Annotated in this window: 23 protein-coding genes; 13 read left to right on the top strand and 10 right to left on the bottom strand. The window is 33.1% G+C overall.

Going from position 1 to position 26,297, the window contains the following annotated elements:
• Window position 1: 1 nt before the first annotated feature.
• The 6 genes from ACE01P_RS12915 to tsaD all read right to left on the bottom strand — a co-directional run bounded on the left by ACE01P_RS12915 (window position 2) and on the right by tsaD (window position 5,360).
• A complete protein-coding gene (locus tag ACE01P_RS12915; protein ID WP_379698383.1) occupies window positions 2–1,093 on the bottom strand; it encodes an AI-2E family transporter in 1,092 nt (363 codons plus the stop codon).
• 106 nt (window positions 1,094–1,199) lie between these two features.
• Window positions 1,200–2,162, bottom strand: coding sequence for a zinc metalloprotease (locus ACE01P_RS12910; protein WP_379698381.1), 963 nt, complete (start codon window positions 2,160–2,162; stop codon window positions 1,200–1,202).
• A gap of 296 nt (window positions 2,163–2,458) precedes the next feature.
• Window positions 2,459–2,956, bottom strand: a complete 498-nt coding sequence (locus ACE01P_RS12905; protein WP_379698378.1) for a TrmH family RNA methyltransferase — start codon at window positions 2,954–2,956, stop codon at window positions 2,459–2,461.
• A 10-nt stretch (window positions 2,957–2,966) separates the two neighbouring features.
• A complete protein-coding gene (locus ACE01P_RS12900) occupies window positions 2,967–3,605 on the bottom strand; it encodes a DUF4159 domain-containing protein (RefSeq protein WP_379698376.1) in 639 nt (212 codons plus the stop codon).
• 16 nt (window positions 3,606–3,621) lie between these two features.
• Entirely contained in the window at window positions 3,622–4,335 is a 714-nt protein-coding gene (locus ACE01P_RS12895; RefSeq protein ID WP_379698373.1) for a 16S rRNA (uracil(1498)-N(3))-methyltransferase, read from the bottom strand.
• Window positions 4,336–4,337: 2 nt separating this feature from the next.
• Window positions 4,338–5,360 carry a tRNA (adenosine(37)-N6)-threonylcarbamoyltransferase complex transferase subunit TsaD gene (tsaD, locus tag ACE01P_RS12890; RefSeq protein ID WP_379698371.1) on the bottom strand — a complete coding sequence of 341 codons (1,023 nt, stop codon included), beginning with the start codon at window positions 5,358–5,360 and terminating at the stop codon, window positions 4,338–4,340.
• A gap of 195 nt (window positions 5,361–5,555) precedes the next feature.
• Between tsaD and ACE01P_RS12885 the strand changes: the two genes are divergently transcribed.
• The 5 genes from ACE01P_RS12885 (at window position 5,556) to ACE01P_RS12865 (ending at window position 13,856) form a co-directional block, all read left to right on the top strand.
• The gene (locus ACE01P_RS12885; protein WP_379698368.1) at window positions 5,556–10,097 is read left to right on the top strand and encodes a translocation/assembly module TamB domain-containing protein; all 4,542 of its coding nucleotides are present in this window, start codon (window positions 5,556–5,558) and stop codon (window positions 10,095–10,097) included.
• Window positions 10,098–10,406: 309 nt separating this feature from the next.
• On the top strand, window positions 10,407–11,393 hold the full coding sequence (gene pfkA, locus ACE01P_RS12880; RefSeq protein WP_144219088.1) for a 6-phosphofructokinase: 987 nt from the start codon (window positions 10,407–10,409) through the stop codon (window positions 11,391–11,393).
• A 92-nt stretch (window positions 11,394–11,485) separates the two neighbouring features.
• Window positions 11,486–12,490: a type I glyceraldehyde-3-phosphate dehydrogenase gene (gap, locus tag ACE01P_RS12875; RefSeq protein WP_379698365.1), complete on the top strand. Its 1,005-nt coding sequence runs from the start codon at window positions 11,486–11,488 to the stop codon at window positions 12,488–12,490.
• Between the two features lie 129 nt (window positions 12,491–12,619).
• Window positions 12,620–13,471, top strand: a complete 852-nt coding sequence (locus ACE01P_RS12870) for an N-acetylglucosamine kinase (RefSeq protein ID WP_379698362.1) — start codon at window positions 12,620–12,622, stop codon at window positions 13,469–13,471.
• Between the two features lie 10 nt (window positions 13,472–13,481).
• Window positions 13,482–13,856 (top strand): methylglyoxal synthase, encoded by a 375-nt coding sequence (locus ACE01P_RS12865; RefSeq protein WP_091493358.1) that lies wholly within the window; start codon window positions 13,482–13,484, stop codon window positions 13,854–13,856.
• On the opposite strand, the gene ACE01P_RS12860 is transcribed toward ACE01P_RS12865, so the two are convergent.
• Both ACE01P_RS12860 and ACE01P_RS12855 read right to left on the bottom strand, forming a co-directional pair.
• Window positions 13,837–14,217, bottom strand: coding sequence for a RidA family protein (locus ACE01P_RS12860; protein ID WP_379698358.1), 381 nt, complete (start codon window positions 14,215–14,217; stop codon window positions 13,837–13,839). The genes ACE01P_RS12865 and ACE01P_RS12860 overlap by 20 nt on opposite strands.
• Before the next feature lie 28 nt (window positions 14,218–14,245).
• Window positions 14,246–16,942 (bottom strand): putative LPS assembly protein LptD, encoded by a 2,697-nt coding sequence (locus tag ACE01P_RS12855; protein ID WP_379698355.1) that lies wholly within the window; start codon window positions 16,940–16,942, stop codon window positions 14,246–14,248.
• A gap of 82 nt (window positions 16,943–17,024) precedes the next feature.
• Between ACE01P_RS12855 and ACE01P_RS12850 the strand changes: the two genes are divergently transcribed.
• The 7 genes from ACE01P_RS12850 (at window position 17,025) to ACE01P_RS12820 (ending at window position 23,953) form a co-directional block, all read left to right on the top strand.
• Window positions 17,025–18,146, top strand: coding sequence for an N-acetylmuramoyl-L-alanine amidase (locus ACE01P_RS12850; protein ID WP_379698352.1), 1,122 nt, complete (start codon window positions 17,025–17,027; stop codon window positions 18,144–18,146).
• Window positions 18,147–18,196: 50 nt separating this feature from the next.
• Complete coding sequence (locus tag ACE01P_RS12845; protein ID WP_379698350.1) at window positions 18,197–19,162, top strand: MlaD family protein; 966 nt, start codon at window positions 18,197–18,199, stop codon at window positions 19,160–19,162.
• A 6-nt stretch (window positions 19,163–19,168) separates the two neighbouring features.
• On the top strand, window positions 19,169–20,506 hold the full coding sequence (locus ACE01P_RS12840; RefSeq protein ID WP_379698347.1) for a 4Fe-4S dicluster domain-containing protein: 1,338 nt from the start codon (window positions 19,169–19,171) through the stop codon (window positions 20,504–20,506).
• 136 nt (window positions 20,507–20,642) lie between these two features.
• Window positions 20,643–21,434, top strand: a complete 792-nt coding sequence (locus ACE01P_RS12835; protein ID WP_379698344.1) for a (Fe-S)-binding protein — start codon at window positions 20,643–20,645, stop codon at window positions 21,432–21,434.
• 100 nt (window positions 21,435–21,534) lie between these two features.
• The gene (locus ACE01P_RS12830) at window positions 21,535–22,017 is read left to right on the top strand and encodes an ABC transporter ATPase (protein ID WP_379698341.1); all 483 of its coding nucleotides are present in this window, start codon (window positions 21,535–21,537) and stop codon (window positions 22,015–22,017) included.
• A 349-nt stretch (window positions 22,018–22,366) separates the two neighbouring features.
• Complete coding sequence (gene bshA, locus ACE01P_RS12825; protein WP_379698338.1) at window positions 22,367–23,512, top strand: N-acetyl-alpha-D-glucosaminyl L-malate synthase BshA; 1,146 nt, start codon at window positions 22,367–22,369, stop codon at window positions 23,510–23,512.
• 15 nt (window positions 23,513–23,527) lie between these two features.
• Window positions 23,528–23,953 (top strand): protease complex subunit PrcB family protein, encoded by a 426-nt coding sequence (locus tag ACE01P_RS12820; RefSeq protein WP_379698335.1) that lies wholly within the window; start codon window positions 23,528–23,530, stop codon window positions 23,951–23,953.
• A gap of 180 nt (window positions 23,954–24,133) precedes the next feature.
• Here ACE01P_RS12820 and ACE01P_RS12815 read toward each other — a convergent pair whose 3' ends face one another.
• Together ACE01P_RS12815 and ACE01P_RS12810 are read right to left on the bottom strand one after the other, a co-directional pair.
• The gene (locus tag ACE01P_RS12815) at window positions 24,134–24,631 is read right to left on the bottom strand and encodes a hypothetical protein (protein ID WP_379698332.1); all 498 of its coding nucleotides are present in this window, start codon (window positions 24,629–24,631) and stop codon (window positions 24,134–24,136) included.
• A gap of 139 nt (window positions 24,632–24,770) precedes the next feature.
• On the bottom strand, window positions 24,771–25,592 hold the full coding sequence (locus tag ACE01P_RS12810) for a UDP-2,3-diacylglucosamine diphosphatase (protein WP_379698329.1): 822 nt from the start codon (window positions 25,590–25,592) through the stop codon (window positions 24,771–24,773).
• A gap of 188 nt (window positions 25,593–25,780) precedes the next feature.
• Between ACE01P_RS12810 and aroC the strand changes: the two genes are divergently transcribed.
• The coding region (aroC, locus tag ACE01P_RS12805; protein ID WP_379698326.1) for a chorismate synthase at window positions 25,781–26,297 on the top strand (517 nt) is incomplete at its 3' end.

The following is a 26,297-nucleotide window of genomic DNA, read 5'->3' as shown; positions in this document are numbered from 1 at the left end:
GCTAAATTCTTTCGGTTAATACGGATACAATTTTATTGTCAGGAAAAAATTCTTTTAAAATCACTTTAATCATTGTAAAAGCAGGAACGGCAATGATCATACCTACAATTCCAAACGTGATACCGCTGATCAAGATTACTAAGAATATTTCTAACGGGTGCGAATTTACGCTTTTTGATGAAATTATTGGCTGACTAATATTATTGTCAATTGCTTGAACTACCAAAAAGCCTATAATTACATAAATTGTCTTTGGCAATATTTCAGATTGAAAATCTTGACCGATCATACTGATCATGGTTAGAATTCCCGCCAAAGTTGTTCCGATAATTGGTCCTAAATATGGAATTATGTTTAGAATTGCACATAAAAAAGCAATTACAAAAGCATTTTTATTTCCGAAGATTAGCAATACAATTAGGTAGAGAATAAATACAACTATTAATTGTAACAGTAATCCAATAAAATATCGGGTTAATAAATGGTTGATTTTTGTGATAGAATTCAGAATTTTATCTTCATTTGAGTCAGGAAGTACTCTTCTTGCTTGATTTTTAAAAATATCTTGATCTTTAATAAAAAAGAATGTAATAAAAAATACCGATACTAATCCCATTCCCATATCGGCCATGAAATTAATGATTGAATTGATAAATCCTGTAAAATAGCTAAAATCTAACAGCGAAGTAAGTTTGGAATCTTTTATAATTTTATTTAAATCAATATGTTGAATATTAAAGTATTCTTCAAGATGTGTTTCTGTTTCTATAAATTTAGACTGTAAATGTGCAGTGTCTAAAAGCGCTAAGTTGTTGGCTTGAGAAATAATTAAAGGCACAAATAAAAGAATAAAACCAACAATCAGAAATACAAAAAGGATGATCGTCGTTGAGGCTGCCATCGAATTGCTGAATTTCAGTTTGTTTTTTAAAAATAAAACCAGAGGATTGGCAATTAAACATAATATTAGAGAAACACATAAGTATACAATAACTGTCTGAATTTCATATAAAAAATATAAAGCGAGGCCAATTATTACGATTGTTGCTAATGCTCTTAAGATTCCTCGCGAAATGGTTTTTGACGTGATCATGTTTAAAATTTAGATTATAAATATAGGAAAAAGCATTTTAAAATCTAGGCATAAACAAAAAAAGCGAGATGAAAACATCTCGCTTTGACTGATTTTTTTGATTCAACTATTGTGCAAATGAGGCTCTAGCTCCTCCAGTTGTAAAAATAGCTGATATTCTGCTTTTTTGTCCATTTGAAAACATGTACATTGCTGCATCATCAACATAATCCATGTAGTTCATTGTCATCTCTACAGGCGTTCCAGAGCAAGTGCTGTAGTGTGGATATGCAGGAACTCCGTAGTTTGCAGTATTATGAGTAGGAGTATCTGCAACAAGATCGCTTCCGCAAGTTGCATCTCCCCAAATGTGACGTAAATTCATCCAGTGTCCTACTTCGTGAGTAGCTGTTCTTCCTAAATTAAATGGAGCGTTTGCAGAACCAGATAATCCGAAGTAACGAGAATCGATTACAACTCCGTCAGTTGCAGAAGCACCTCCAGGAAATTGTGCATAACCTAAAATTCCGCCTCCAATGTTGCAAGACCACATGTTTAATTTTGTAGTTGGAGTAGTTGGAGCAAGTCCTCCTTGAGCTGTTTTTTTCATCGCGTCATTTGTTCCCCAAGAAGTCTTAGTTGTAGATTTTCTAATAACTTGGTCTAAAACAAACGAAATTCCAATATTAGCCTTAACTCCTGCAAATAATGCTGGTACATTATTGTAATCTGAGTTTAAAGCATTAAAATCTTTGTTTAGCACATCAATTTGTGATTGAATTTGTGCAGCTGAAATGTTTTCTGCAGCCGTTCTGTATAAAACATTAACGACAACTGGAATTTCAATTTTTCCATTTACCAGACGGCCTGTAAAACTTGAACCAGCATGTTGTACAGTAAAAGTTTCGATCTCATTCATTCTAATAGCTAATGAAGGATCAGCTTTTAATTGAGCTTCTAAAACTTCTTGTGTTGCGCATCCTCTTCTAGAAGCAACACTTGCATCTGGGTTAGCAGATTCAGCTGATTGATCATTTTGACAAGCAAACAGCATTATTGCTGCAAATGTGGTAATAATAACTTTTTTCATAATAACTTGGTTTTTTTGTTATAAAAACGTTGATTGGTTAAACATTGCAGCAATTTTATAACAAAAATATAAAGTGGAAAAATATTACAAAGATTATTTTGTGAGAAATTTTACAATCCCTTACAAACATTGATTCCTACAAAAAATAAATCAAAAATATTAGTAAGTTTTTTCTTTCTTTTTTATTTTTTTAATGCATTTCATCTTGATTATTTGCAGTTTAACGATTTTTTCGTGTCTGCTGAATCAGTAGAATTTGTGTTGAAAGTGAAAAAAAGCGATTTTTTAACTTTTTTTTATAAAGAAGTAATCTCGTAAAGTGCAATACTAGCGGCTTGAACAACATTCATACTGCTGTTTTTGCCAAACATATTAATATGCACAATTTGATGAGAAAGTTTTAGAAGTTCTTCTGAGACTCCATTGATCTCACTTCCAATTAAAAGTGCGATTTTTTTGTTTTCTGGAATAACGACTTCTCTTAAAGGTTTACTATCTGAAGTTATTTCTAAAGAGATAATTTCAAAATCATTATCTAGAAGAAAAGATTGAAGTTCTGTAAAATCTTCAATTACAGAATGCGCCACATGAAGATGTGTACTACGCGAAGTTTTATTGATTTTGCGAGGCGTCAGCGGAATGTCTTTTCCGAAAAAGATAATATTTTCAACTCCAAAAGCTTCAGAAATTCTGAATAAAGAACCAATATTCTGCTGAAAGTAAATATGATCGCATACTAAAGTAATGGGAAACGTTTTTCTTTCAAATTGATTTTCTTCGTGAGTTAACTGCACCTTCTAAAATTTAATTGGTAAAAATATAATTGATAATGTTAGCGCCCATTTTCAGCGCTTTGTCTCTTACGTTTGCGGGATCGTTGTGTACTTCTGGATCTTCCCAGCCGTCGCCCAAATCACATTCGTAAGTATAAAGTAAAACAAGTTTATTGTCGATAAAAATTCCAAATGCCTGCGGACGTGTTCCGTCATGTTCGTGAATTTTCGGTAATCCGTTCGGGAAAGGAAACGGCTTTTGAAAAATAGGATGATTAGCAGGAATTTCAACTAAATTATTATTCGGAAATATCTTTTTGATTTCTTTTCGAATAAATTGATCCATTCCGTAATTATCATCAATATGAAGAAAACCGCCGGCAGTTAGATAATTTCTCAAGTTTGTCACATCGGCATCGCTAAAAACAACATTTCCGTGACCTGTCATGTGTACAAACGGATACGAAAGCAAATCCGGATTACTTGGCTCTACAGTTGAAGGTTTGTTTTTGATGCGAGTGTTAATATTGGCGTTGCAAAAACTAATCAAGTTAGGTAACGAAGTCGGATTTGCATACCAATCGCCACCTCCGCTGTATTTAAGCAAAGCAATTTCTTGTGAAAAAGAAGAAACAGAAATTAATAAAAACAGCAGATATATTTTTCTCATAATACTTTAAAACGAATTAATTAGGAACTTCATTAAAAAAGACAACACTATGACAAGCCACAATAGCAGCTGTCTCTGTTCTTAAACGTGTGTTTCCTAAAGTTACAGGCTTGTAATTATTTTCTAATGCCAATGCAATTTCCTTTTCAGAAAAATCGCCTTCTGGACCAATTAAAATCGTAACGTCTTCATTAGGTTTTAAAACCTCTTTCAACGATTTTTTGTCGGTCTCTTCGCAATGCGCAATTAACTGCAGCCCATTTTGTTGTTGTTTAATGAAGTCTTTAAACGAAATTGCTTCATTTAATTTTGGCAGAAATGTTTCGTTGCATTGTTTCATTGCCGATAAAATGATTTTTTCGAAACGATCTTTGTTAATTACTTTTCGTTCAGAACGATCGCAGAAAATAGGCGTAATTTCTTGAATGCCAATTTCGGTTGCTTTTTCTAAAAACCATTCAAAACGATCATTCATTTTGGTTGGCGCAACAGCCAAATGCAAATGGAATTTAGGTTTTTCGGCATTTGTTATAGAAAGTACTTCCACAATACATTTATTGTCAGAAGCCAAAGTAATCTGCGTTTCAAACAATAAACCAAAACCATTGGTAACATGCAGAATATCTGAGTCTTTCTTTCGAAGCACTTTTATAATATGACGGCTTTCTTCTTTATCAAAAGAAAAACTTTCCGTTGTCTCGTCTATATTCGGATTGAAAAATAACTGCATGATTAAAATTCGATTCTTGCTTTAGAAACCACAGCAGAAGTTTCAAAACGATTAGATAAGTATTTTTGGTAGCCTACAATTCCAATCATTGCAGCATTGTCTGTGGTGTATTCAAATTTCGGAATAAAAGTTTTCCAGCCGTATTTGCTTTCAGTTTCTTTTAATGTTGCTCGAATTCCTGAATTTGCAGAAACTCCTCCGCCAATAGCGATTTGAGTAATTCCGGTTTCTTTTACGGCCAATTTTATTTTATCCATCAAAATTTCGATAATCGTATGTTGAATAGAAGCGCAAATATCATTCAGATTTTCTTCAATAAAATTCGGATTCAGCTGTTTGTTTTTTTGAATGAAATACAAAATAGCTGTTTTCAATCCAGAAAAACTGAAATCTAATCCTGGAACTTTCGGTTTTGTAAAAGGAAACGCTTTCGGATTTCCTTCTTTCGCATATTTATCAATCAAAGGCCCGCCAGGATAAGGAAGTCCTAGAATTTTGGCACTTTTGTCAAATGCTTCACCAACAGCATCATCTGTGGTTTCTCCGATAATTTCCATATCAAAAAAGCTATTCACTTTTACAATTTGCGTATGTCCGCCACTGATTGTTAAAGCTAAAAAAGGAAATTCTGGTTTATCGTAGCCTTCTTCATCAATAAAATGAGCTAAAATATGAGCATGCATATGATTTACAGCAATTAGCGGCACATTTAAGGCTAGAGATAATGATTTACTGAAGGAAGTCCCCACCAATAATGAGCCCATTAATCCTGGTCCTTGCGTAAATGCGATTGCGCTTAACTGTTCTTTTTGTACATTTGCTTTGCGAAGTGCAGCATCTATTACAGGGACAATATTCTGCTGATGCGCGCGTGAGGCCAATTCAGGAACAACACCTCCGTATTGATTATGAATTAATTGATTGGCTACAACATTTGACAATACTTTGTCGTTATGTAAAACCGCGGCAGCAGTATCATCGCATGAACTTTCGATGGCTAGAATAAAAACCTCTGGATTTTGCATATAAAGGCACAAATTTTGAATTATATTTGACAAATCAAATTTTTAAATTTCTTTGATTTAAGCAGTGCCCCAAAATTAAAGAATTTTTATCAAAAACAGCCGTTCTTTGTCTGTTCAAAATAAATTAAAAGAAAAACTAAAATTAAAGAAGCTATCAGAAAAGTAAAGAAAATAATATCACGAACCCTAATTGGGTTGATTTTACTTTTGTTAGCACTCGCTATCATACTATCTCTTCCTGTCGTTCAGACACAGATTGCGAATTATGTTACCAACCGATTAAACGAAGATTACAAAGTCAATATTAATGTTGAAAAAACAGCAATTAATATTTTTGGCGGAGTAAAATTGAAGAATGTAACGATTTTAGATCATCATAAAAAAACGATGATTTATTCGGATATTATTACAACCGACATTGCCAGTTTCAGCAGATTATTAGACGGAGATCTTATTTTTGGAGATTTGCGTTTGACAGGTTTGATTTTTAATCTGAAAACCTATAAAGGTGAAGACGAGAACAATATCAACAAATTTATACAAGCTTTTGAAGTTGAAGATACTCCAAAGAAAAAATCAACGAAACACTTTTTGCTGACGGCTAAAAACGGTTACATCGAAAAAGGAAGATTTTCTGTTGTTGATGAAAATAAAACGACTCCTAAATTTCTGGATTTTACAAAACTAAACGCTTATATCAGCGAGTTTAAATTGTACGGGCCAGATGTAAATACTAATATTCATAGGTTTTCTTTTATGGATCACCGTGGTTTGTATGTTTCCAATTTTGCGGGGAAATTTAGTTATACTAAAAAACAGATTAAAGTTGAAAATCTGGCTATTAAAACAAAAAGGTCTTCGATTTATGGTGTAGCAATTTTGAATTATAAACCATCAGATTTTCTTGATTTTACAGACAAAGTTCGATTTGATGTTTTGATAGATTCTTCTTCTATTGCTACAAACGATATTCGTCATTTTTACGACGGTTTAGGTAAAAATCAGCATTTTAAACTTAAAACCAAATTAGACGGTCCGTTAAATAATATGACGCTTACAAGATTGAGATTAAGCGATACAAACGGATCAAAAATTAATGGAACAATCAATTTTAGAAATCTTTTAGGAAGTAAAACTCAGAAGTTTTCTATGGATGGAAAGTTTGATAAATTGCTTTCTAGTTATGATGATTTGGTGATTCTTCTTCCAGTTGTTTTAGGAAAAAGGCTTCCGAAGGAAATGAAGAAAATCGGTAAGTTTAATATTGTCGGAAAAGCAAAAGTTTCTACTACAGCTTTGGAAACCGATTTTAAAATGGCAACCGATCTTGGGAACGGGCAAGTAGATCTCCATCTGAATAATATGGATTTTATTGACCGAGCTTCTTATTCTGGAAATATCATTTTGACAAATTTTGATCTTGGAACTGTTTTAGGCCGAAAAGATATTGGAAGAACTACTTTAAATCTTGATGTAGATGGAGTTGGTTTTACTGAGAAATATTTGAATACTGTTGTTAAAGGAGATATTTCGAAATTAGATTACAATAAATATACCTATAATAATATTGTAGTAAACGGGAATTTTAAGCTTCCTTATTATAAAGGACAAATCGCGATAAACGATCCGAACTTGAATTTAAGTTTTGATGGTTTGTTGGATTTAAGTAAAAAAGAGAATCGTTACGACTTTCATATTAATGTTGAAAATTCAGATTTACGAAAACTTAAGTTTATTGGTGATTCTATTTCGAAATTTAAAGGAGATGTTGTCGTTCAGCTGACTGGAAATTCTATTGAAAATCTTCAGGGAGATATTTTTATCAATGATGCTGAATATCAAAATCCAAAAGCAACTTATGTTTTTGATCAAGTGAATTTGAATTCGAGTTTTGATGCCGATCGTTTAAGAACCATTACCATTAGTTCAAATGATGTTGTCGACGGAAAAATTGTGGGTAAATTTAGATTTGATCAATTGGATAAATTGGTCATGAATTCAGTTGGTAGCTTGTACACCAATTATAAACCGTACAAAGTTCGAAAAGGGCAATTTTTGCGTTTCAATTTCCGTGTTTATGATAAAGTGGTTGAAATGCTTTATCCGCAAATAAATATTGATTCGTCTACTGTTGTACGAGGAAAAATAGATTCTGATTTGCAAGAATTTAAATTCCGTTTCAGATCTAAAAAAATTACAGCAGACAAAAATACATTTGATAATATCCGTATTAATATCGATAATAAAAACCCGCTTTATAATGCGTATGTTGAATTAGACAGTATTAAAACGCCTTATTATAAAATACGTGATTTTAACTTGATTAATGTTACGGCAAATGATACTCTTTATGTGCGTTCGGAGTTTAAAGGAGGAAATCAAGGAGAAGATTACTTTAATCTAGATTTGTATCATACAATTGATAAGAATAAAAACAATATTGTCGGAATCAAGAAATCGGAAATGAAATTTAAGGACTATATCTGGTACTTAAATGAAGATGCTGAGAAAGATAATCAGATTGTAATTGATCAATATTTTAAGAATTTCTCATTTGATAATATTGTCTTATCTCACGAAAACCAGAAAATCGATCTTAACGGAGTTATTAAAGGAACAGATTACAAAGATCTGGCACTGACTTTTGAAGATGTTGATATCAATAAAATTACGCCTGTAAATTCCAAATTTGTATTCAATGGTAATTTGAATGGAAGTGTCAATTATAAACAAAACAAGAATGTTTATCAACCCACGGCATCCATAAAAATTGACCATCTCGTCATGAATAAAACAGAATTGGGTACGCTTAATTTTGATATTTCTGGAGATGAGAGCTTTAAAAAATTCACTGTCAATTCATCCATTCAAAATGGTTTTACAGAATCGTTTAGAGCAAACGGAACTTTTGCAGTAGAGAACAAAGAAACCGTTATGGATATGACTTTGAAACTGGAAGGTTTCAATCTGGCCACATTAGGAACTATCGGTGGAGATGTTATATCTAATGTCCGTGGTTCTGTTTCTGGAAATGCTTCAGTTGTTGGAAATTTAAAAAAACCAGAAATCAATGGTCGTCTGTATGTAGAAAAAGCTGGAATGACAATTCCGTATTTAAATACGGATTATGAATTGAGTGATCGAACGGTGATTGACTTAACGAACGAAAAATTCTTGTTTAGGAATAATCAGCTGACAGATACTAAATATCATACAAAAGGTTTGCTGAATGGAAGCATTGAGCATAATAATTTTGGCGATTGGAAATTAGATCTAAATATTACTTCTAAACGATTAGTAGCGCTTGATACAAAAGATAGTGAAGATGCTGCTTATTTCGGTACGGCATTTATAAACGGATCGGCAAGTATAAAAGGTCCTGTTGATGCGCTGTTTATTAAAGTAGATGCAAAATCTGAAAAAGGAACTGAGGTTAAGATTCCAATTAATAATACGCAAAGTGTTGGAGAAAGCAGTTGGATTCATTTTGTAACGCCAAAAGAAAAGTATAATCTCGCCAACGGAATTGTAGAAAAAACGAGAGATTATAACGGACTTGAACTAGAGTTTGATTTTGATATTACGCCAGATGCCGAAGTAGAAGTTATTCTAGATCGAAATTCTGGGCATGGTATGAAAGGAAAAGGATATGGATCGCTTTTATTTAAAATCAATACTTTGGGTAAATTTAATATGTGGGGAGATTTCCAGGCATACGAAGGAACTTATAATTTTAAATACGGCGGACTTATCGATAAAAAGTTTACCGTTAAAAAAGGAGGTTCGATTATTTGGGAAGGAAACCCGATGCGTGCTCAGCTGAATTTGGAAGCCGTTTATAAAACGCAGGCCAATCCAGCAGTGCTTTTGGATAATACTTCTTCATTCAATAAAAAAGTTCCAGTAGAGGTTGTTATCGGGCTAAGAGGAGATTTGGCGAGTCCAGAGCCTAATTTTGATATTCAGTTTCCTTCTGTGAGTAATGTTTTAAAATCGGAGATTCAATATAAACTTGATGATAAGGATATTCGCCAGACACAGGCGCTTTATTTACTGTCAACGGGTTCATTTATGAGTACCGACGGATTCAGTCAAGGAGATTTCTCTGGAACATTAACAGAAACGGCTTCGAGTTTGTTGGGAGGAATTATCAAATCGGATAATGATAAGGTAAATATTGACTTAAATTATATTGCAGCAGATAGAAGAACAGGGCAGGAGGTTGACGGTCAGTTTGTGGCTAATATATCGTCTCAGGTAAATGAACGTATTACGATTAATGGTAAGTTAGGAGTTCCTGTTGGAGGAGTAAACGAATCTGCGATTGTCGGAGATATTGAGATCTTGTATCGTGTAAATGAAGATGGTACGATGAACCTTCGTTTATTCAATAAAGAAAATGACATTAATTATATAGGACAAGGAATTGGTTATACGCAAGGAGTCGGTATTTCGTACGAAGTAGATTTTGATACCTTTAGCGAGCTTGTAAATAAGCTGTTTAAAAGCCATAAAATTGAAAAAGCCGTAAAGGGTTCTTCCGCAGATCAAATGCAAGATTCTTATTTGAATCCGGATTACATGAATTTTACAAGTAAGAAAGAATCAGAAAAAAACAAAAAGAAAGCCAAGGAAGACGAGGAGAAAAGGAAGAAAGAGGAAGAGAAAAAGAAAAAAGACCAGCCACAAACCACTCCTAACAATAATCAAGGAATGATTCCGGACAACGATTATTAACACTTTGTTAAAAATAGACTTTTATAAAACCATTATTCTCATAATGGTTTTTTTTGTGCTAAATTTAGGAACTCTAATAAAATTTTCCATGTGAGCGGGAAATTCTGATTTTTATAACACTTCATCAGGGTATTGTTAATTTTGACGATTTAATTAAAAAAATACTGTTTTATTATTTTTAATGAAATTTTTTCCTAGAAAAAACTTATTAACGAAAACGTTTGAATTTAACAGAATTTATTAATTTATGATAATCACAACCTGAAAAGTGATGAATGTTTGCTAATTTTACACTTTAATACTTAAATAATGCCAAAAACAATAAAAAAAGTAGGTGTTCTTACCTCAGGAGGAGATTCACCTGGAATGAATGCTGCAATACGATCAGTTGTTCGAACTTGCGCATACCATAATATAGAATGCATCGGAATTTATAGAGGGTACCAAGGAATGATTGAAGGAGACTTCAAAGAAATGGGACCACGAAGCGTAAATAATATTGTAAACAAAGGTGGAACGATCTTGAAATCGGCTCGTTCAGTTGAGTTTAGAACCCCTGAAGGTAGAAAAAAGGCACACGAAAACCTTGTTAAGGCTGGTGTAGATGCTTTGGTTGTTATTGGTGGAGACGGAAGTTTTACTGGAGGATTGATTTTTAATTCAGAATTTGATTTCCCAGTAATGGGAATTCCTGGTACAATTGATAATGATATTTATGGTACAAGTTTTACTTTAGGGTATGACACTGCTTTAAATACTGTTGTAGACTGTATTGATAAAATTAGAGATACTGCAAGTTCTCATAACCGTCTTTTCTTTGTAGAGGTTATGGGTAGAGATGCTGGTCACATTGCTCTTAATGCCGGTATTGGTGCAGGAGCAGAAGAAATCCTTATTCCTGAAGAAGATTTAGGTTTAGATCGTCTTTTAGATTCACTTCAAAAAAGTAAAGCATCAGGAAAATCATCAAGTATTGTTGTTATTGCTGAAGGAGATAAAATTGGTAAAAACGTATTCGAATTAAAAGATTATGTTGAAGCTAATTTACCAGAATACGATGTACGTGTTTCTGTTTTAGGACACATGCAGCGTGGTGGTTCTCCATCTTGTTTTGACCGTGTTTTAGCAAGCCGTTTAGGTGTAAAAGCAGTTGAATCTTTAATTGAAGGAAAATCGAATTATATGGTTGGACTTCGTGAAGATAAAGTAATCTTAACGCCACTTGAGCAAGCAATTAAAGGTAAATCAGAGATTGATAGAGAGTTATTAAGAGTGTCTGACATCATGTCGACATAACCAATATAAAGTTTAAAAAGAAAGAGAAGTTTATTGTGAGGAAATTAGACTTTGAATTAGTGTAATAAAAACAAAAGCAAAAATTTAGTAAAATGTCAAAAGTAAAATTAGGAATAAACGGATTTGGACGTATCGGAAGAATCGTTTTTAGAGAGTCTTTCAATAGAGATAATGTAGAAGTTGTTGCAATCAACGATTTGTTAGACGTAGATCATTTAGCTTACTTATTAAAATATGATTCAGTTCACGGTCGTTTCGACGGAACTGTAGAAGTTAAAGAAGGAAAATTATATGTAAACGGAAGAAATATCCGTATCACTGCAGAAAGAAATCCTGCTGACTTAAAATGGAACGAAGTTGATGTAGATGTGGTAGCTGAATGTACTGGTATCTTCACAACTATCGAAACTGCAAATGAGCACATTAAAGGTGGTGCTAAAAAAGTTATCATTTCTGCTCCTTCTGCTGATGCTCCAATGTTTGTAATGGGAGTTAACCACGAAACTGCAAAAGCTTCTGATTTAGTAGTTTCTAACGCTTCTTGTACTACAAACTGTTTAGCTCCATTAGCTAAAGTTATCAATGATAATTTCGGAATTGTTGAAGGTTTAATGACTACTGTTCACGCTACAACTTCAACTCAAATGACAGCTGACGGACCTTCTAGAAAAGACTGGAGAGGTGGACGTGCTGCTGCAATCAACATCATTCCTTCTTCAACAGGTGCTGCTAAAGCGGTTGGAAAAGTTATTCCAGAATTAAATGGAAAATTAACAGGTATGGCTTTCCGTGTACCTACTGCTGACGTTTCTACAGTAGATTTAACGGTAAAAGTTGCTAAAGAAACTTCTTACGAAGAAATTATGGCAGTTTTGAAAAAAGCTTCTGAAAATGAATTAAAAGGTATCTTAGGATATACTGAAGATGCAGTTGTATCTCAAGATTTTATCTCAGATAAAAGAACTTCTATCATCGATGCTGGTGCAGGAATTGGATTAAATTCAACTTTCTTCAAATTAGTTTCTTGGTATGATAATGAGTACGGATACTCAAGCAAATTAATTGATTTATCTGTACATATTGCAGGTTTAAAATAATAATATATATTTTTGCAAAATCCCGTTATGTAAGTAACGGGATTTTCTTATTTTGTTACCTCTATAATTAATGTGAAATTTACACTTTTAAATTGAGAGTAGAGAAACCTAATTCCAAAAACTAAACAAATGAAATTAATAGTTGATAGTGGATCTACTAAAGCCGATTGGATTGCGATAGATGATAATGGAAAAGTACTATTCACAACACAAACTTTAGGATTAAATCCTGAAATTCTAGACGAGCCAGAAATCATCGACAGATTAAATGACCGTTTCGATATCTTACAAAACAAAAAGAATGCTACACATTTATTCTTTTACGGTGCTGGTTGCGGTACTGACAGAATGAAAGAGTGGTTAAAAAGAATTTTTCAAGAATATTTCTCAAACGCAATTGTAGATGTTCAAGAAGATACTTACGCTGCTGTTTATGCAACAACTCCAAAAGGAGAAGAGGCGATAGTTTCAATCTTAGGAACAGGTTCTAACTGCAGTTATTTTGATGGGAAAGTATTGCACCAAAAAGTACAATCATTAGGATATATCGTTATGGATGATTGTAGTGGTAATGTTTTTGGAAAAGAATTAATTAGAAAATACTATTTTAATAAAATGCCTAAAGAATTGGCTGTTGAACTTGAAAAAGAGTACGACGTTGATCCAGATTTTATTAAAAATAAATTATATAAAGAAGCAAATCCTAATGCTTATTTAGCTACTTACGCTAAATTCTTGATCAAGCATAAAGACACAGAATTCTGCAGAAAAATCATCTTCAAAGGAATGAAATCTTTCGTTAAGAATTACATCAAACAATTCGATAACTGTAAAGAAGTTCCAGTACATTTTGTTGGTTCTATTGCATTTTACTTGAAAGATGAATTACAAGAGACATTCAATAAATATGAACTTCAATTAGGTAATGTTTTAAGAAGACCTATTGATGGATTAATTGCTTACCATGTCGCTAATCAATAGTTCTGGTTTTATGGAAATTGCCATTATTGCTCATGATGGTAAAAAAGCTGATTTAATTGATTTCTTGATCAAAAATGAAGCTATTTTACACAATGAAAAAATAAGGCTGATTGGTACAGGTACTACGGGAGGAAAAGCAGAAGCTGCTGGGTTTAAAACTCAAAGAATGCTTTCTGGACCTCTTGGAGGCGATGCGCAAATTGCAGGAAGAGTAGCGGAGGGAATTACACAGATGGTTTTCTTTTTTAAAGATCCTCTATCAAGTCATCCGCACGAAGCAGATATTAATATGTTAATTCGCGTTTGCGATGTGCATAATGTGCCGCTGGCAACCAATGAAGCAACGGCACAATTATTATTAGATGCTATTGCACAGCAATTATAGAAATTTCTACATTAACATTTTTTGGCAAACAAGCCACTTGAACCGTTTCACGAGCTGGAGCGGTTTTTTCGTTAAAATAAGATCCGTAAACGGTATTTATTGCTCCGAAGTTATTCATGTCCATGATGAAGATTGTTGACTTCACAACGTTTTCAAAAGTCATATCTGCTGCTTCAAGAATTGCAGCGATGTTTTGCATCACTTGGTGCGTCTCATCATTAATATTGTCTGTAATTAATTCTCCTGACTCTGGATTGATTGCAATTTGTCCAGAAGCATAAAGTGTATTTCCAGATAATACGGCTTGATTATACGGCCCGATTGGAGCCGGAGCTTTCTCGGTGAAAATGATTTTTTTCATAATAAAATTATTTTGATTCGAAAGTAGTTTATCTATTTGAAACGCTACGTTTGTTCCATTTGATATCGCTAAGCATACCAGATTTAATTCCAATAAAGAAATTCCAGTTAGAGTTTGTACCCAAAGGTTGCCAGTTAAAAGCCATTCTCCAGCTTAATAAATCTCTTTCAAAACGGAATTGTGTAAAGGTAACTCCTTTTTGAACAAAATCGTAACCTGTAGAAACCCCAGCTTTCCATTTAGGAGTAAGATCGGTATTGATAGAAACCATGATAGAGTTTCCAGAAATAGTGCTTTCTCGTTTTACGTTTGAATACGTTAACGAATAGGCAAGTGTCATATCCCACGGAACTTTTGAATTAAAGAATTCTGTGATAACATCATTTTCAGTATCATTTTCAAACTGGCTGTTACGGCTGTCATTTAAATCGGTATTGGTACCAAACAAATCATCGTCTCGTCCACCATTACGCTGACTTTGAGAATTGGTTTTCTCTTTTTTGTCGCCCTTATTCGAGAATGAGTAGTTTAAAGTTACGTTTGCACTTGTCATTCTGAACAAACTTCCTCCATTGTCAATATTGAATTTATCAATTTTGTTACCACCATTATCAATCGCGTAAGGATCTAATGTTGCACCAAAGTTCATATTCATTTTATTGTCGAAAAACTGTGTTCCACCACTAACTAATACAGGCTGCCATCCAAAAGTAGATTTTCCGTCTGCATTGAAATTATAGCTTGTACTGAAGTTTAAGTTGTTTAACAGCATTATCTTTTTAGGTTCTGTTTTTGTACTGTCTCGATCTCTCACTTTAGCTTCAAAAGTGTTGCTTAAGGCAAAACCAACAATGTTTGAATTGTCTTTTCCAGGCGCTCCAAATAAACCGTTTTCAAATCTTGTGTACTGAGAAGTAATTATTCCAGAAGCGTCGACTGCGTAGGTATCGTAATATTTTTCAAAACTTGGCGTATAAGCATAAGTAACGCTCGGACGCATTACGTGTCGAATAGATTGAATTCTTTTATCATCTCCAAAATTAAAGGTTCCGTAAATCGTCGTACCTAAATTGGTGCTGAAATTGTAAGTTCTAAAAGAGTCAAAACCATTTACATTTTGATTAACTGTTTGCGCAGAAGAAGGGTCGTAAACCTTCTGAATTGTTTTGTTAACCCATGTTTCTTGGTAAGTTGTAGATGCTCCAGCACTAAAATATTTGAAAATTTTAAAGTTAGTGCTCAACGGAATTGTATGCTGCATTCCTAATTGAGCTTCATCAAACATTTGAGGCTTGAAAAACAAAGAATCTTTTGTTTTAAAATAGTTTTTACCGCTTACATTGTATTGTAAGTTGATGTTTTTAATTAATCCTTTCTTTACACCATCTTTTCCAACAAAAGGATATACACGGTCAATACTTCCTTGTAAGGATGGAAGGGTCATAATAATGTCTTCTGTCTGCGTATTCTGGCTGTGGGTTGCAGATAACGAAATACGTGAACCAGGAATGGTATTAAATGTTTTGTTGTATGAAATAGACGAACTTAATGTGTTATTCAAGTTCGATCCAATATTTGCTTGGTTGATAGATTGTTTGAAGTACTTGCTACTACCCATGTTAACGGAAGCAGAGAAAGTTGAATTCGGATTTGATTTTGTGTCTTTAGAATGTGACCACTGAATGTTGTAAATACTTTGTTTTGAGTAATCTGGATAACCGCGTTCGCTGCTAATTAAATTTTCAAAACGAATATTAACATTTCCTCTATACTTGTATCGTGTAGCATACGCCGATTCAAATCGCATAGCGTAACTTCCATTTGTATAATAATCTCCGAGGACGGTCAAGTCGTAATTATCGCTTAATGCAAAGTAATAACCTCCGTTTTGTAATGAAAAACCACGGGTGTTAGAGTCGTTATAACTTGGAATAATAATACCAGAAACACTTTTTTCTTTGCTTAACGGGAAAAAACCATAAGGCAATGCAAGAGGTGTAGGGACATCAGCAATTACCATTTGCGTTAAACCAGCAACAATTTTTTTACCAGGCACAAATTTTATTCGGCTAGTTTGAAAGTAATATTCTGGATTGTCGATATCTTGGGCAGTCGTTATACGCGCACCTTTTAAGAAATAAACGGAGTCATTTTCTTTTTTGGTAACAGAAGCTTTAATATTTAACTCTCCCTGCTTTGTTCTCGAATTATAAATTAAAGCCTTTTTCGTTTTAAAATTAAAGCGAATAGAATCTGGCTGAACTTCACTCGATCCTTGTTTGAAGTTAGGATATTGACTTAAGACACCTGCAGAATCTTTTATTCTTCCTGCATAAACTTCATCTTTTTCATAATTAAGTACGATTATACCCGATTTCAATTCGACATCCTTATAGTATAATTCGGCTTCATTATATAAAGTGATCAGCTTTTTTTTCTGATCAATTTTGGCATAATCTTTTGCTACATATCGTACTTTTCCGTCCAAAAAAGTCTTTTTTGGTTTGACGGTATCAAGTTTTATGGTGTCTGTAATCGCAGTGGTTTCTTTATCTGTTTGTTTTACAGCAGGTAAAGGTTTTTTTTTGTTTTTTATTTCTTGCGAATATACATTACCACAACCTATAGTTAGGAAAAATGATATTAAAACGATATTAAATAAGTTTGTATGCAAAGGTTTAAATGCTATTTTTGTAAAATTATGGCTTGTTTTTTGACATGTCAAACTTACATATAATTTTTTGGCAAAAATAATCAATTCTAAAAATTATAACAGCTGCATTTTATTAAAATTAACTTTTAGATTTATGAATAGAATTAACAAATTTAAGGTAATATTTACTTTATTTCTAATAATATCGTCCTTTTGTGCTCATAGTCAGTCAAATGTATTTAAGGTTACACTTGACGCCGGACACGGAGATCATGACTTTGGCGCTGTTTATAGCGGACGAATTGAAAAGAATATTGCTTTAGCTATTGTTTTGAAAGTGGGGAAGATTTTAGAACTTAATCCTAATGTTAATGTAATTTATACTCGTAAAACAGACGTTTTTATAGATTTGGTTGAAAGAGCTAACATTGCCAACAGAGCAAATTCAAATATTTTTGTTTCTATTCACTGTAATGCTAATAAAAATACAGCAGCCGACGGAACCGAAACATATGTAATGGGTTTAAGTAAAGTGGCATCAAATCTTGAAGCAGCGAAAAAAGAGAACTCGGTAATTACATTAGAGAAAGACTATAAACGTAAATATGAAGGGTACGATCCAAATTCTCCTGAATCGATGATTGGTATGACTTTAATGCAAGAAGAATATTTAGATAATAGTATTACGCTTGCAACTAAAATCGAAGAGAATTTTGAGAAATTAGGAAAAAAACTTCGTCACGGTGGAGTAAAACAAGCTCCTTTCATGGTTCTTCATAAAGCATATATGCCAAGGGTTTTGGTAGAAACAGGATTTGTATCTAATCCGACAGAAGGAAATATTTTGAATTCTGAAGAAGGTCAGGACGATATCGCAAAAGCAATCGCAGAAGCAATTTTAAGTTATAAACGTGAATATTTTGGGTCAGGAGCGGAAGCTACTGAGAGTCGGCCCATAAGAGATACTACTCCCGCAAAACCAAAAACAACTACACCAGTTGCAGTGGTAAAAAGTGCTCCAAAAGGAACTTTTTTTAAAGTACAACTTATTGCAAGTATTAAAAAAACGCCTTTAGAGCCTAAAAACTTTAAAGGACTGAAAAATGTAACGATGGTATACGAAAATAATATTTATAAATATTTCTACGAAGAAACTCCAAGTTACGAAACAGCACAAAAATATCTGCAAGAAGCTAAAAGTAAAGGATATGGCGCTGCATTTTTAGTGGCAACTAAAGATGGTGAAAAAATCAGTATTCAGGACGCGATTAAATAATAAGCGCAAGTTCGAATATTTATATTAATTTTGTACAAACACTTAGAATTTTGAAACTAACAAGAGAAATTAAAACGGCTATATTAGTCATCGCATCTATTTTATTATTTATCTGGGGATATAGTTTTTTAAAGGGAAGAGACCTTTTTACAAATTATACTATATTATATGCTGAATATGATAATGTTGAAGATTTATCTCCATCAGCTCCAGTAACCCTTAATGGACTTGCGATTGGTAAAGTAAATAAAATTACAATTGATGAAGTAACTGGTAAATTACTAGTAGAACTTCAACTAAAAACAGATTTTCCAATTTCTAAAACGAGTACAGCGGCGATCTATTCTCCGAGTTTAATCGCAGGAAAACAAATTAAAATTATTCCAAATTTTGCTGATAAAAATTTAGCGGAAGACGGACAAAAATTAACTTCTTCTGTTGAATTAGGATTGACTGAATCATTAGGAGGGAAAATTGAACCAATTCAGCAAAAGCTAGATAAAATGCTTTTGAATATTGATAATTTGGTGACAGGATTGAATAATACTTTAGATAAAAATACTCAAGAAAATCTGAAGAAAACAATTGCTGAGTTAAGCCAGACAATGCAACAATTTCACAAAGCTTCTGGAAGTCTTAACAATATCTTAGATACTAATAAAGGACAGATTAATGGAATGGTTTCAAATTTCAATAAAATGTCTGGTAACTTCAATAAAATTTCAGATTCATTAAACAAAGCAGATTTGGGTAAAACAGTTCGTAACTTGAACCAGACTTTAGCTAAAGTAGATGTCTTAATGAGTAATTTGAATTCTGGAAAAGGAACTGCAGGTAAAATTTTACATGATGAGGCATTGTACAATAATTTAGCAAAAACTTCAAAAGAGCTTGAATTGTTATTGCAAGATGTACGTCTTTATCCAACTCGTTACGTAAACGTTTCTCTTTTTGGAAAGAAAAATAAACCATACGTAGCACCAACAGAAGAAACAAACTCAACTGATAAAAAATAGTTATAAATGAGTTATTTAGATAATATTTTATTCGCAGTACTTCTTATAGTAGGTTTCGGTTTTTTTGCAGCGAGCGTAAAAAAAATCATCCGAAATATTAATTTGGGAGTCGATGTAGATCGAAAAGATAATCCTAAAGCTCGTTGGAAAAACATGGCATTGATTGCTCTTGGACAATCAAAAATGGTGAGACGCCCTGTTGCAGGAATCCTTCATATTTTTGTATATGTAGGTTTCGTAATAATTAATATCGAATTATTAGAAATCATTATTGATGGACTTTTTGGAACACATAGAGTTTTTGCTCCGTATTTAGGTGTAGTCTATGATGTTTTAATTGCTTCATTTGAAATATTAGCAATACTTGTAATTATTGCTGTAGTTACTTTTTGGATTAGAAGAAATGTAATTCGCTTAAAGCGTTTTATTAATTCTGATTTAAATGGTTTTCCTAAAAGTGATGCAAATTACATTCTGTATTTTGAAACAGTTCTGATGATTCTGTTTTTATTGATGAATGCTTCAGATTTGCATTTACAGAATGTTCCTGGAGGATATTCTCATTTTCATAAAGCAGGAAGTTATCCGATAAGCCAATTTATTGCACCAATTTTTAATGGTACATCTAATGAAGCTGTTGGATTATTGTTTGAAGTTTTCTGGTGGTTGCATATTGTTGGTATTTTAGTTTTTATGAACTATTTATACTTCTCCAAACACTTGCACATTCTTTTGGCTTTCCCAAATACGTATTTTGCGAACTTAAAACCAGAAGGACAATTTGATAATTTGGCTTCAGTTACAAAAGAGGTAAAATTAATGATGGATCCAAATGCAGATCCGTTTGCGGCTGCTCCGGTTGATGAAAATGCAGCTCCTTCTAAATTTGGTGCAAGCGATGTTCAGGATTTAAACTGGGTTCAGTTGTTAAATGCTTATACGTGTACAGAATGCGGACGTTGTACTTCTTCTTGTCCTGCAAATCAAACAGGTAAAAAATTGTCTCCACGTAAAATTATGATGGATACAAGAGATCGTTTGACCGAGGTTGGTAAAAATATCGATGCTAATAAAGGTGTTTTTGTTCCAGATAATAAATCACTTTTAAACGATTATATTACTCCAGAAGAATTGTGGGCATGTACTTCTTGCAACGCTTGTGTTGAAGAATGTCCAGTAAATATTAGTCCGTTGTCTATTATTATGGATATGCGTCGTTATTTGGTGATGGAACAAAGTGCTGCTCCAATGTCATTAAACGCCATGATGACTAATATTGAAAATAACGGTGCGCCTTGGCAATACAGTCAGCAAGACCGTTTAAATTGGAAAAACGAGAATTAATATTTATTGTTTAATCGGTTAGTTGTTTAACCGTTTAATCGATTTTAAAATAATATTTCGGTTTTTATAGAATTGTCATTTTGCTTGTAGCGATTAAACAATTTCACGATTAACCGATTAAACAAAAGTGAGAGAGATGTCAGAAAATTTAGTAGTACCAACAATGGCAGAAATGCTTGCCGAAGGAAAACAGCCAGAGGTTTTGTTTTGGGTAGGTTGCGCAGGAAGTTTTGATGATAGAGCAAAAAAAATTACAAAAGCGTTTGTACGAATTTTAAATCGTACTAATGTTTCTTTTGCAGTTTTAGGTACAGAAGAGAGTTGTACTGGAGATCCTGCAAAAAGAGCTGGAAATGAATTTTTGTTTCAAATGCAAGCCATGATGAACATAGAGGTTCTGAATGCTTATGAAGCGAAGAAAATCGTTACAGCTTGTCCGCACTGTTTTAATACACTTAAAAATGAATATCCTGAATTAGGAGGTAATTACGAAGTTATTCATCATACAGAATTTTTGAAATCGTTAATTGATGATGGAAGATTAACTGTTGAAGGCGGACAATTTAAAGGGAAAAAAATCACTTTTCATGATCCTTGTTATTTAGGAAGAGCAAATAAAGTTTACGAAGCGCCTAGAGATTTAATTCAGAAATTAGATGTTGAGTTAGTTGAAATGAAACGTTCTAAAGCAAACGGATTATGCTGTGGAGCAGGTGGAGCACAAATGTTTAAAGATGCTGAACCTGGAAACAAAGAAGTAAACGTTCTTCGTACAGAAGATGCTTTAGAAACTAAGCCAGATATTATTGCAGCTGGTTGTCCGTTCTGTAATACAATGTTAACTGACGGAATTAAACACGCGCATAAAGAAGGAGAAGTAAAAGTAATGGATGTTGCTGAATTAATTGCGAATGCACAAGATTTGTAATCTAAGGTTCAAAGTAACAAAGTTGCAAAGTTGCAAAGGTTCAAAGTTTTAACCTGAAACCTGAAACCTGAAACAAAAACAAACAAAAACAAATTTTAAAATGTATATACCTTTTGAAAATTTACCAGGTGAATCTAGAATTTGGATTTACCAATCTAACAGAAAGTTTTCTGAGGAAGAGTTTTCTGAAATAGAAACTGATTTGAAAGCTTTTGTAGAACAATGGGCTGCACACGGCACAAGTCTAGAAGCTTCATTTTTATTGAAATACAATCGTTTTATTATATTGGCAGTAAACCAAGATGTTCAAGCTGCTACGGGATGTTCTATTGATAGTTCTGTCGAATTTATTCAAGCATTAGAAAAGAAATATGACGTTGATTTATTAGATAAAATGAACGTTACTTTTAAATTAGGAGAACATATTGCTCATAAACCATTAATTGATTTCAAGAAAATGGTTAAAGATAAAGCGGTAACAGCGAATACAATTGTATTTAATAATTTGGTTACCAATATCGAAGAGTTTAACGATGCTTGGGAAGTTCCTGCTGGCGAGAGTTGGCATAGCAGATTTTTCTAAGATTTATTTGTAAAATATTTTAAAGGCATGAAATTTAGATTTTGTGCCTTTTTTTGTGGTTTAAAGTTCGTGTTTCAAGTTTAGTAGTGTCGCATTGTTTAAGGAAACTCAATTTCTGATGTAAAACAAAAGTTCTAATCTAGCCCCGATTGGAGCGGTATCCTTTTATGGCGGGGTTCGCCATAAAAGATATAGCGGAAAGCGGGACAACTGTTCTTTTTTACTACTAATGTTGTGCTTCTTAAAAATAATATTAACTAGGATTAATCTAATTTTGTCAAAAAACTAACAATTTAAAAGCCTGATGAAACGCTATTTTTGAGTATTTTCGTAGAATTAAATTTAATCCATGAAAATAGCAATAGTTTGTTATCCTACTTTTGGAGGTAGTGGTGTAGTAGCCACCGAGTTAGGGCTCGAGTTAGCCAGAAGAGGACACGAAATACATTTTATCACATACAGTCAGCCAGTTAGATTGGCACTTTTAAATCCGAATGTTCATTACCACGAAGTAAATGTTCCGGAATATCCATTGTTTCATTATCAGCCTTATGAATTGGCTTTGTCGAGCAAATTGGTCGATATGGTTAAATTGTACAAAATAGAGCTTCTACACGTGCATTATGCTATTCCTCACGCTTATGCGGGTTATATGGCAAAGCAAATGCTGAAAAATGAAGGAATTAATCTTCCGATGATTACAACGCTTCACGGAACTGATATTACACTTGTTGGAAATCATCCGTTTTACAAACCTGCGGTAACTTTCAGTATCAATAAATCAGATTATGTGACTTCGGTTTCTCAGAGTTTGAAAGATGATACTCTGAAATTATTCAAAATCAAGAATAAAATTAAAGTGATTCCGAATTTTATCGAATTGGATAAAGTAAAGAAAGATCCAACAGCACCTTGCCACCGTTATGTAATGGCAAATGAGGACGAACGTATTATTACGCATATTAGTAACTTTAGAAAAGTAAAACGTATTCCGGATATTATTAAGATTTTCTATAATGTTCAAAAAGAAATTCCAGCTAAACTGATGATGGTTGGAGATGGGCCTGAAAAAGAAAAAGCTGAGATTTTATGTCAGGAATTGGGAATTTTAGATAAAGTTATTTTCTTTGGAAATAGCCATGAGATTGATAAAATCTTATGTATGACCGATTTGTTTTTGCTTCCTTCTGAAACAGAAAGTTTTGGTTTGGCAGCTTTAGAAGCAATGGCATGTGGCGTTCCAGTAATTTCTAGTAATTCTGGAGGTTTGCCTGAAGTTAATTTTGATGGTTTTTCTGGATACTTAAGTAATGTTGGTAACGTAGAAGAAATGGCTCAAAATGCATTGAAAATCTTGAAAGACGATGCTGTTTTAAGTCAGTTTAAAGCAAATGCTCTAGAAGTGGCGAGAAAATTTGATATCAAAAACATTTTGCCGAAATATGAAGCTTTATACCAAAAAGCGGTTGACGATTATAAGTATGAAAAGCACTAATTTAAAAGGATAAGAATGAAAAAAGTAATTTCTGTTTTAGCGATTTTTGTTTTGGTTTCGTGCGGAGTTAAGAAAGTTCAAAGTTCGAATCCGTCATTGTATGAGGTTTTGACAACACAAACAGACGGCGGAGGAAATATTAAATTTTTCGAAATTTTGACTGAACCAAATGAAATCAAAATGCTTGAAAACGATCCGAATTTGGCTCATAAAATGAAAGATCCAGATGTTCAAGATTATAATTATGTGATTTTGAATATGGGCGAAAAAAATACAAGCGGTTATTCTATTGATGTCGAAAAAGTAGAAGAAACAGATAAGAATATCATTATCACTGTAAAAGAAAATAGCCCAGCTAAAGATGTCATGACAATGCAGGTTATTTCATATCCTTATACAGTTGTGAAAATTCATTCTAAGAAAGAAATTATTATTAAATAAAATAAATAGGAATTGGCTTCGACTCCGCTCAGCCTGACATTGATTGTTTCTTAGGAAGCAATTTCAAAGTTTGTCAGGCTGAGTGGAGTCGAAGCCCTTTTTAATTTCTTTTGAAAACATAAAAAAAACCTGTCGCTTTTAAACGACAGGTTTCTTCTTACAATTATTTTTTATTTTTAATTAGAATCTGAATTTAACGCCTAAACCAACGTCAAATCCAAAATTATCGTCGTCATAGTATCCAGAACCAATTTCAGGTCTTGCATCTAATGATAAAGTAATTGGCACTTCGTCAAATCTGTATTCAATACCAATATCTCCAGCTGCAAAAACATAAGTTCCGCTATCTTTATATCTGTAATTGTTACTGTAGTAATCGTAATTCCAAGAAGCTAAACCTCCACCGACACCAGCGTACCAGTTAAAACCTCCGTCAATGTTCCAAACCCATTGGTAAAGTGCTACTCCTTTTACGGCGTCAACATCTCTACTGTTTCTCCAGCCTAAATCGAACTCTAGTCTGTTTTTTTGATTTAATCCTAATTGGTATGATATTTCTCCTCCAAATCCGTTATTGTCCCCCAAACGTAATCCTAAAGCGTGTTTTGAAATTTCTTGTGATTGAGCCGTAAATGCTAAACCAAGAAGCATAATGGCAGATAAAAGTATCTTTTTCATAAAAATGGTTAATTAATTTTTTTCAAATGTATTATATCAGTCAAATAGAGAACGTATAATATTTTTGAAAATTGTTATATAATTTACATTTTCAGGAATTTCGATAGTTAAAATTCTTAAAAAACTGCTTCTGAGGTCTTTATTTTAGGATTATCGAAGAAATAAGCTGTGAAGTGATCAAATCTTCCATTTCTAAAAGATTTTCTTCTTCTGCAAAATTACTGGCTTTGTAAGAAAATAATTTCCAACGTTTTTTATGGTATTCTAAAGCGGTTAAATTTTCTACCCAGTCACCAGAATTAAGATATAAAGTAGAACCATGTTTGTTTTCTTTGGTCATGATTTTTGGTTCATGAATATGCCCGCAGATTACATAATCGTAATTTTTTTCGATAGCTAAATCAGTTGCTGTAGTTTCAAAATCAGAAATAAATTTTACGGCTTTTTTTACGCTTGCCTTAATTTTTTTAGAAAAAGAATACGGTTCGCGTCCTAGTTTTGCCAAACACCAGTTGACGAATCGATTCGTTAAAATTAAATAATCATAACCTAGTCCGCCCAATTTTGCAATCCATTTTGAATGCTGAACAGATGCATCAAAAACATCTCCGTGAAAAATCCAGGCTTTTTTATCGTCTAATTCTAAAACTAATTTGTCAACAAGAGAAAAATTTCCCATGCTCATATCACTGAATTTTCGAAGTATCTCATCATGATTTCCAGTAATATAGTAGACTTTTGTTCCCTTAGAAGCCATTCCGATTATACGCTGAATAACTCGTAAATGTGCTTTAGGAAAATAAGATTTACGAAACTGCCAAGCATCAATTATATCGCCGTTTAAGACTAAAGTTTTGGGTTTAATGCTTGAAAGATAGTTGTTTAATTCTTTAGCATGACTTCCGTAAGTTCCTAAGTGAACATCAGAAAGAATGACCAATTCGACATTTCTTTTTTTCAATTTTTCTTGATTTGAAGTTTTACAAATGAATGAAAATTTGTGAAATTTGATTTTATTAAAAGGTTATCAAAAAGCGGGTAATTTTACCAAATTGTGATTTTTATTCCGTTTAATGTTTCGTTAATAATACCAGTTTTAAATTTTTTAATTTAATTCATAAAACTTACATTTGCTCAAAACAAAACACAATGGCAGGAAATAGCTTCGGCACACTATATAAAGTAACTACATTTGGAGAATCTCACGGTGAAGCTTTAGGCGGTATTATCGACGGATGCCCTCCGGGAATTCAATTAGATTTTGAAGCAATTGAAGTGGATATGGCAAGAAGAAAGCCAGGTCAGTCGGCAATTGTTACGCAAAGAAAAGAACCAGACAGCGTTCAATTCTTATCAGGAATATTTGAAGGAAAAACAACTGGAACTCCAATTGGTTTCATTATTCCGAATACCAACCAGAAATCAGATGATTACTCTCATATAAAAGATAACTACAGACCAAGCCATGCTGATTATGTTTACGATCAGAAATATGGTTTCCGTGATTATCGTGGTGGCGGAAGAAGTTCTGCAAGAGAAACAGCAAGTAGAGTAGTGGCAGGCGCAATTGCAAAACAAATGTTGCCTGAAATTAAAATCAATGCTTATGTGTCTTCTGTTGGTCCAATTCATTTAGATACACCTTATCAAGAATTGGATTTTTCTA

Origin of the sequence: Flavobacterium sp. HJSW_4 (assembly GCF_042436695.1) — a bacterium.
In the GTDB taxonomy this organism is placed as follows: Bacteria; Bacteroidota; Bacteroidia; order Flavobacteriales; family Flavobacteriaceae; genus Flavobacterium.
The sequence above is the reverse complement of the archived record's forward strand: the minus strand, read 5'-3'. Positions and strand labels throughout refer to the sequence as shown.

Coding starts and splice junctions, on each gene's coding strand:
- ACE01P_RS12900 (WP_379698376.1), bottom strand. CDS start 3,605: ATGAGAAAAATATATCTGCTGTTTTTATTAATTTCTGTTTCTTCTTTT.
- ACE01P_RS12915 (WP_379698383.1), bottom strand. CDS start 1,093: ATGATCACGTCAAAAACCATTTCGCGAGGAATCTTAAGAGCATTAGCA.
- ACE01P_RS12835 (WP_379698344.1), top strand. CDS start 20,643: ATGTCAGAAAATTTAGTAGTACCAACAATGGCAGAAATGCTTGCCGAA.
- ACE01P_RS12815 (WP_379698332.1), bottom strand. CDS start 24,631: ATGAAAAAGATACTTTTATCTGCCATTATGCTTCTTGGTTTAGCATTT.
- ACE01P_RS12850 (WP_379698352.1), top strand. CDS start 17,025: ATGAATAGAATTAACAAATTTAAGGTAATATTTACTTTATTTCTAATA.
- ACE01P_RS12910 (WP_379698381.1), bottom strand. CDS start 2,162: ATGAAAAAAGTTATTATTACCACATTTGCAGCAATAATGCTGTTTGCT.
- ACE01P_RS12865 (WP_091493358.1), top strand. CDS start 13,482: ATGGAAATTGCCATTATTGCTCATGATGGTAAAAAAGCTGATTTAATT.
- gap (WP_379698365.1), top strand. CDS start 11,486: ATGTCAAAAGTAAAATTAGGAATAAACGGATTTGGACGTATCGGAAGA.
- ACE01P_RS12860 (WP_379698358.1), bottom strand. CDS start 14,217: ATGAAAAAAATCATTTTCACCGAGAAAGCTCCGGCTCCAATCGGGCCG.
- ACE01P_RS12840 (WP_379698347.1), top strand. CDS start 19,169: ATGAGTTATTTAGATAATATTTTATTCGCAGTACTTCTTATAGTAGGT.
- ACE01P_RS12870 (WP_379698362.1), top strand. CDS start 12,620: ATGAAATTAATAGTTGATAGTGGATCTACTAAAGCCGATTGGATTGCG.
- bshA (WP_379698338.1), top strand. CDS start 22,367: ATGAAAATAGCAATAGTTTGTTATCCTACTTTTGGAGGTAGTGGTGTA.
- tsaD (WP_379698371.1), bottom strand. CDS start 5,360: ATGCAAAATCCAGAGGTTTTTATTCTAGCCATCGAAAGTTCATGCGAT.
- ACE01P_RS12830 (WP_379698341.1), top strand. CDS start 21,535: ATGTATATACCTTTTGAAAATTTACCAGGTGAATCTAGAATTTGGATT.
- ACE01P_RS12895 (WP_379698373.1), bottom strand. CDS start 4,335: ATGCAGTTATTTTTCAATCCGAATATAGACGAGACAACGGAAAGTTTT.
- pfkA (WP_144219088.1), top strand. CDS start 10,407: ATGCCAAAAACAATAAAAAAAGTAGGTGTTCTTACCTCAGGAGGAGAT.
- ACE01P_RS12820 (WP_379698335.1), top strand. CDS start 23,528: ATGAAAAAAGTAATTTCTGTTTTAGCGATTTTTGTTTTGGTTTCGTGC.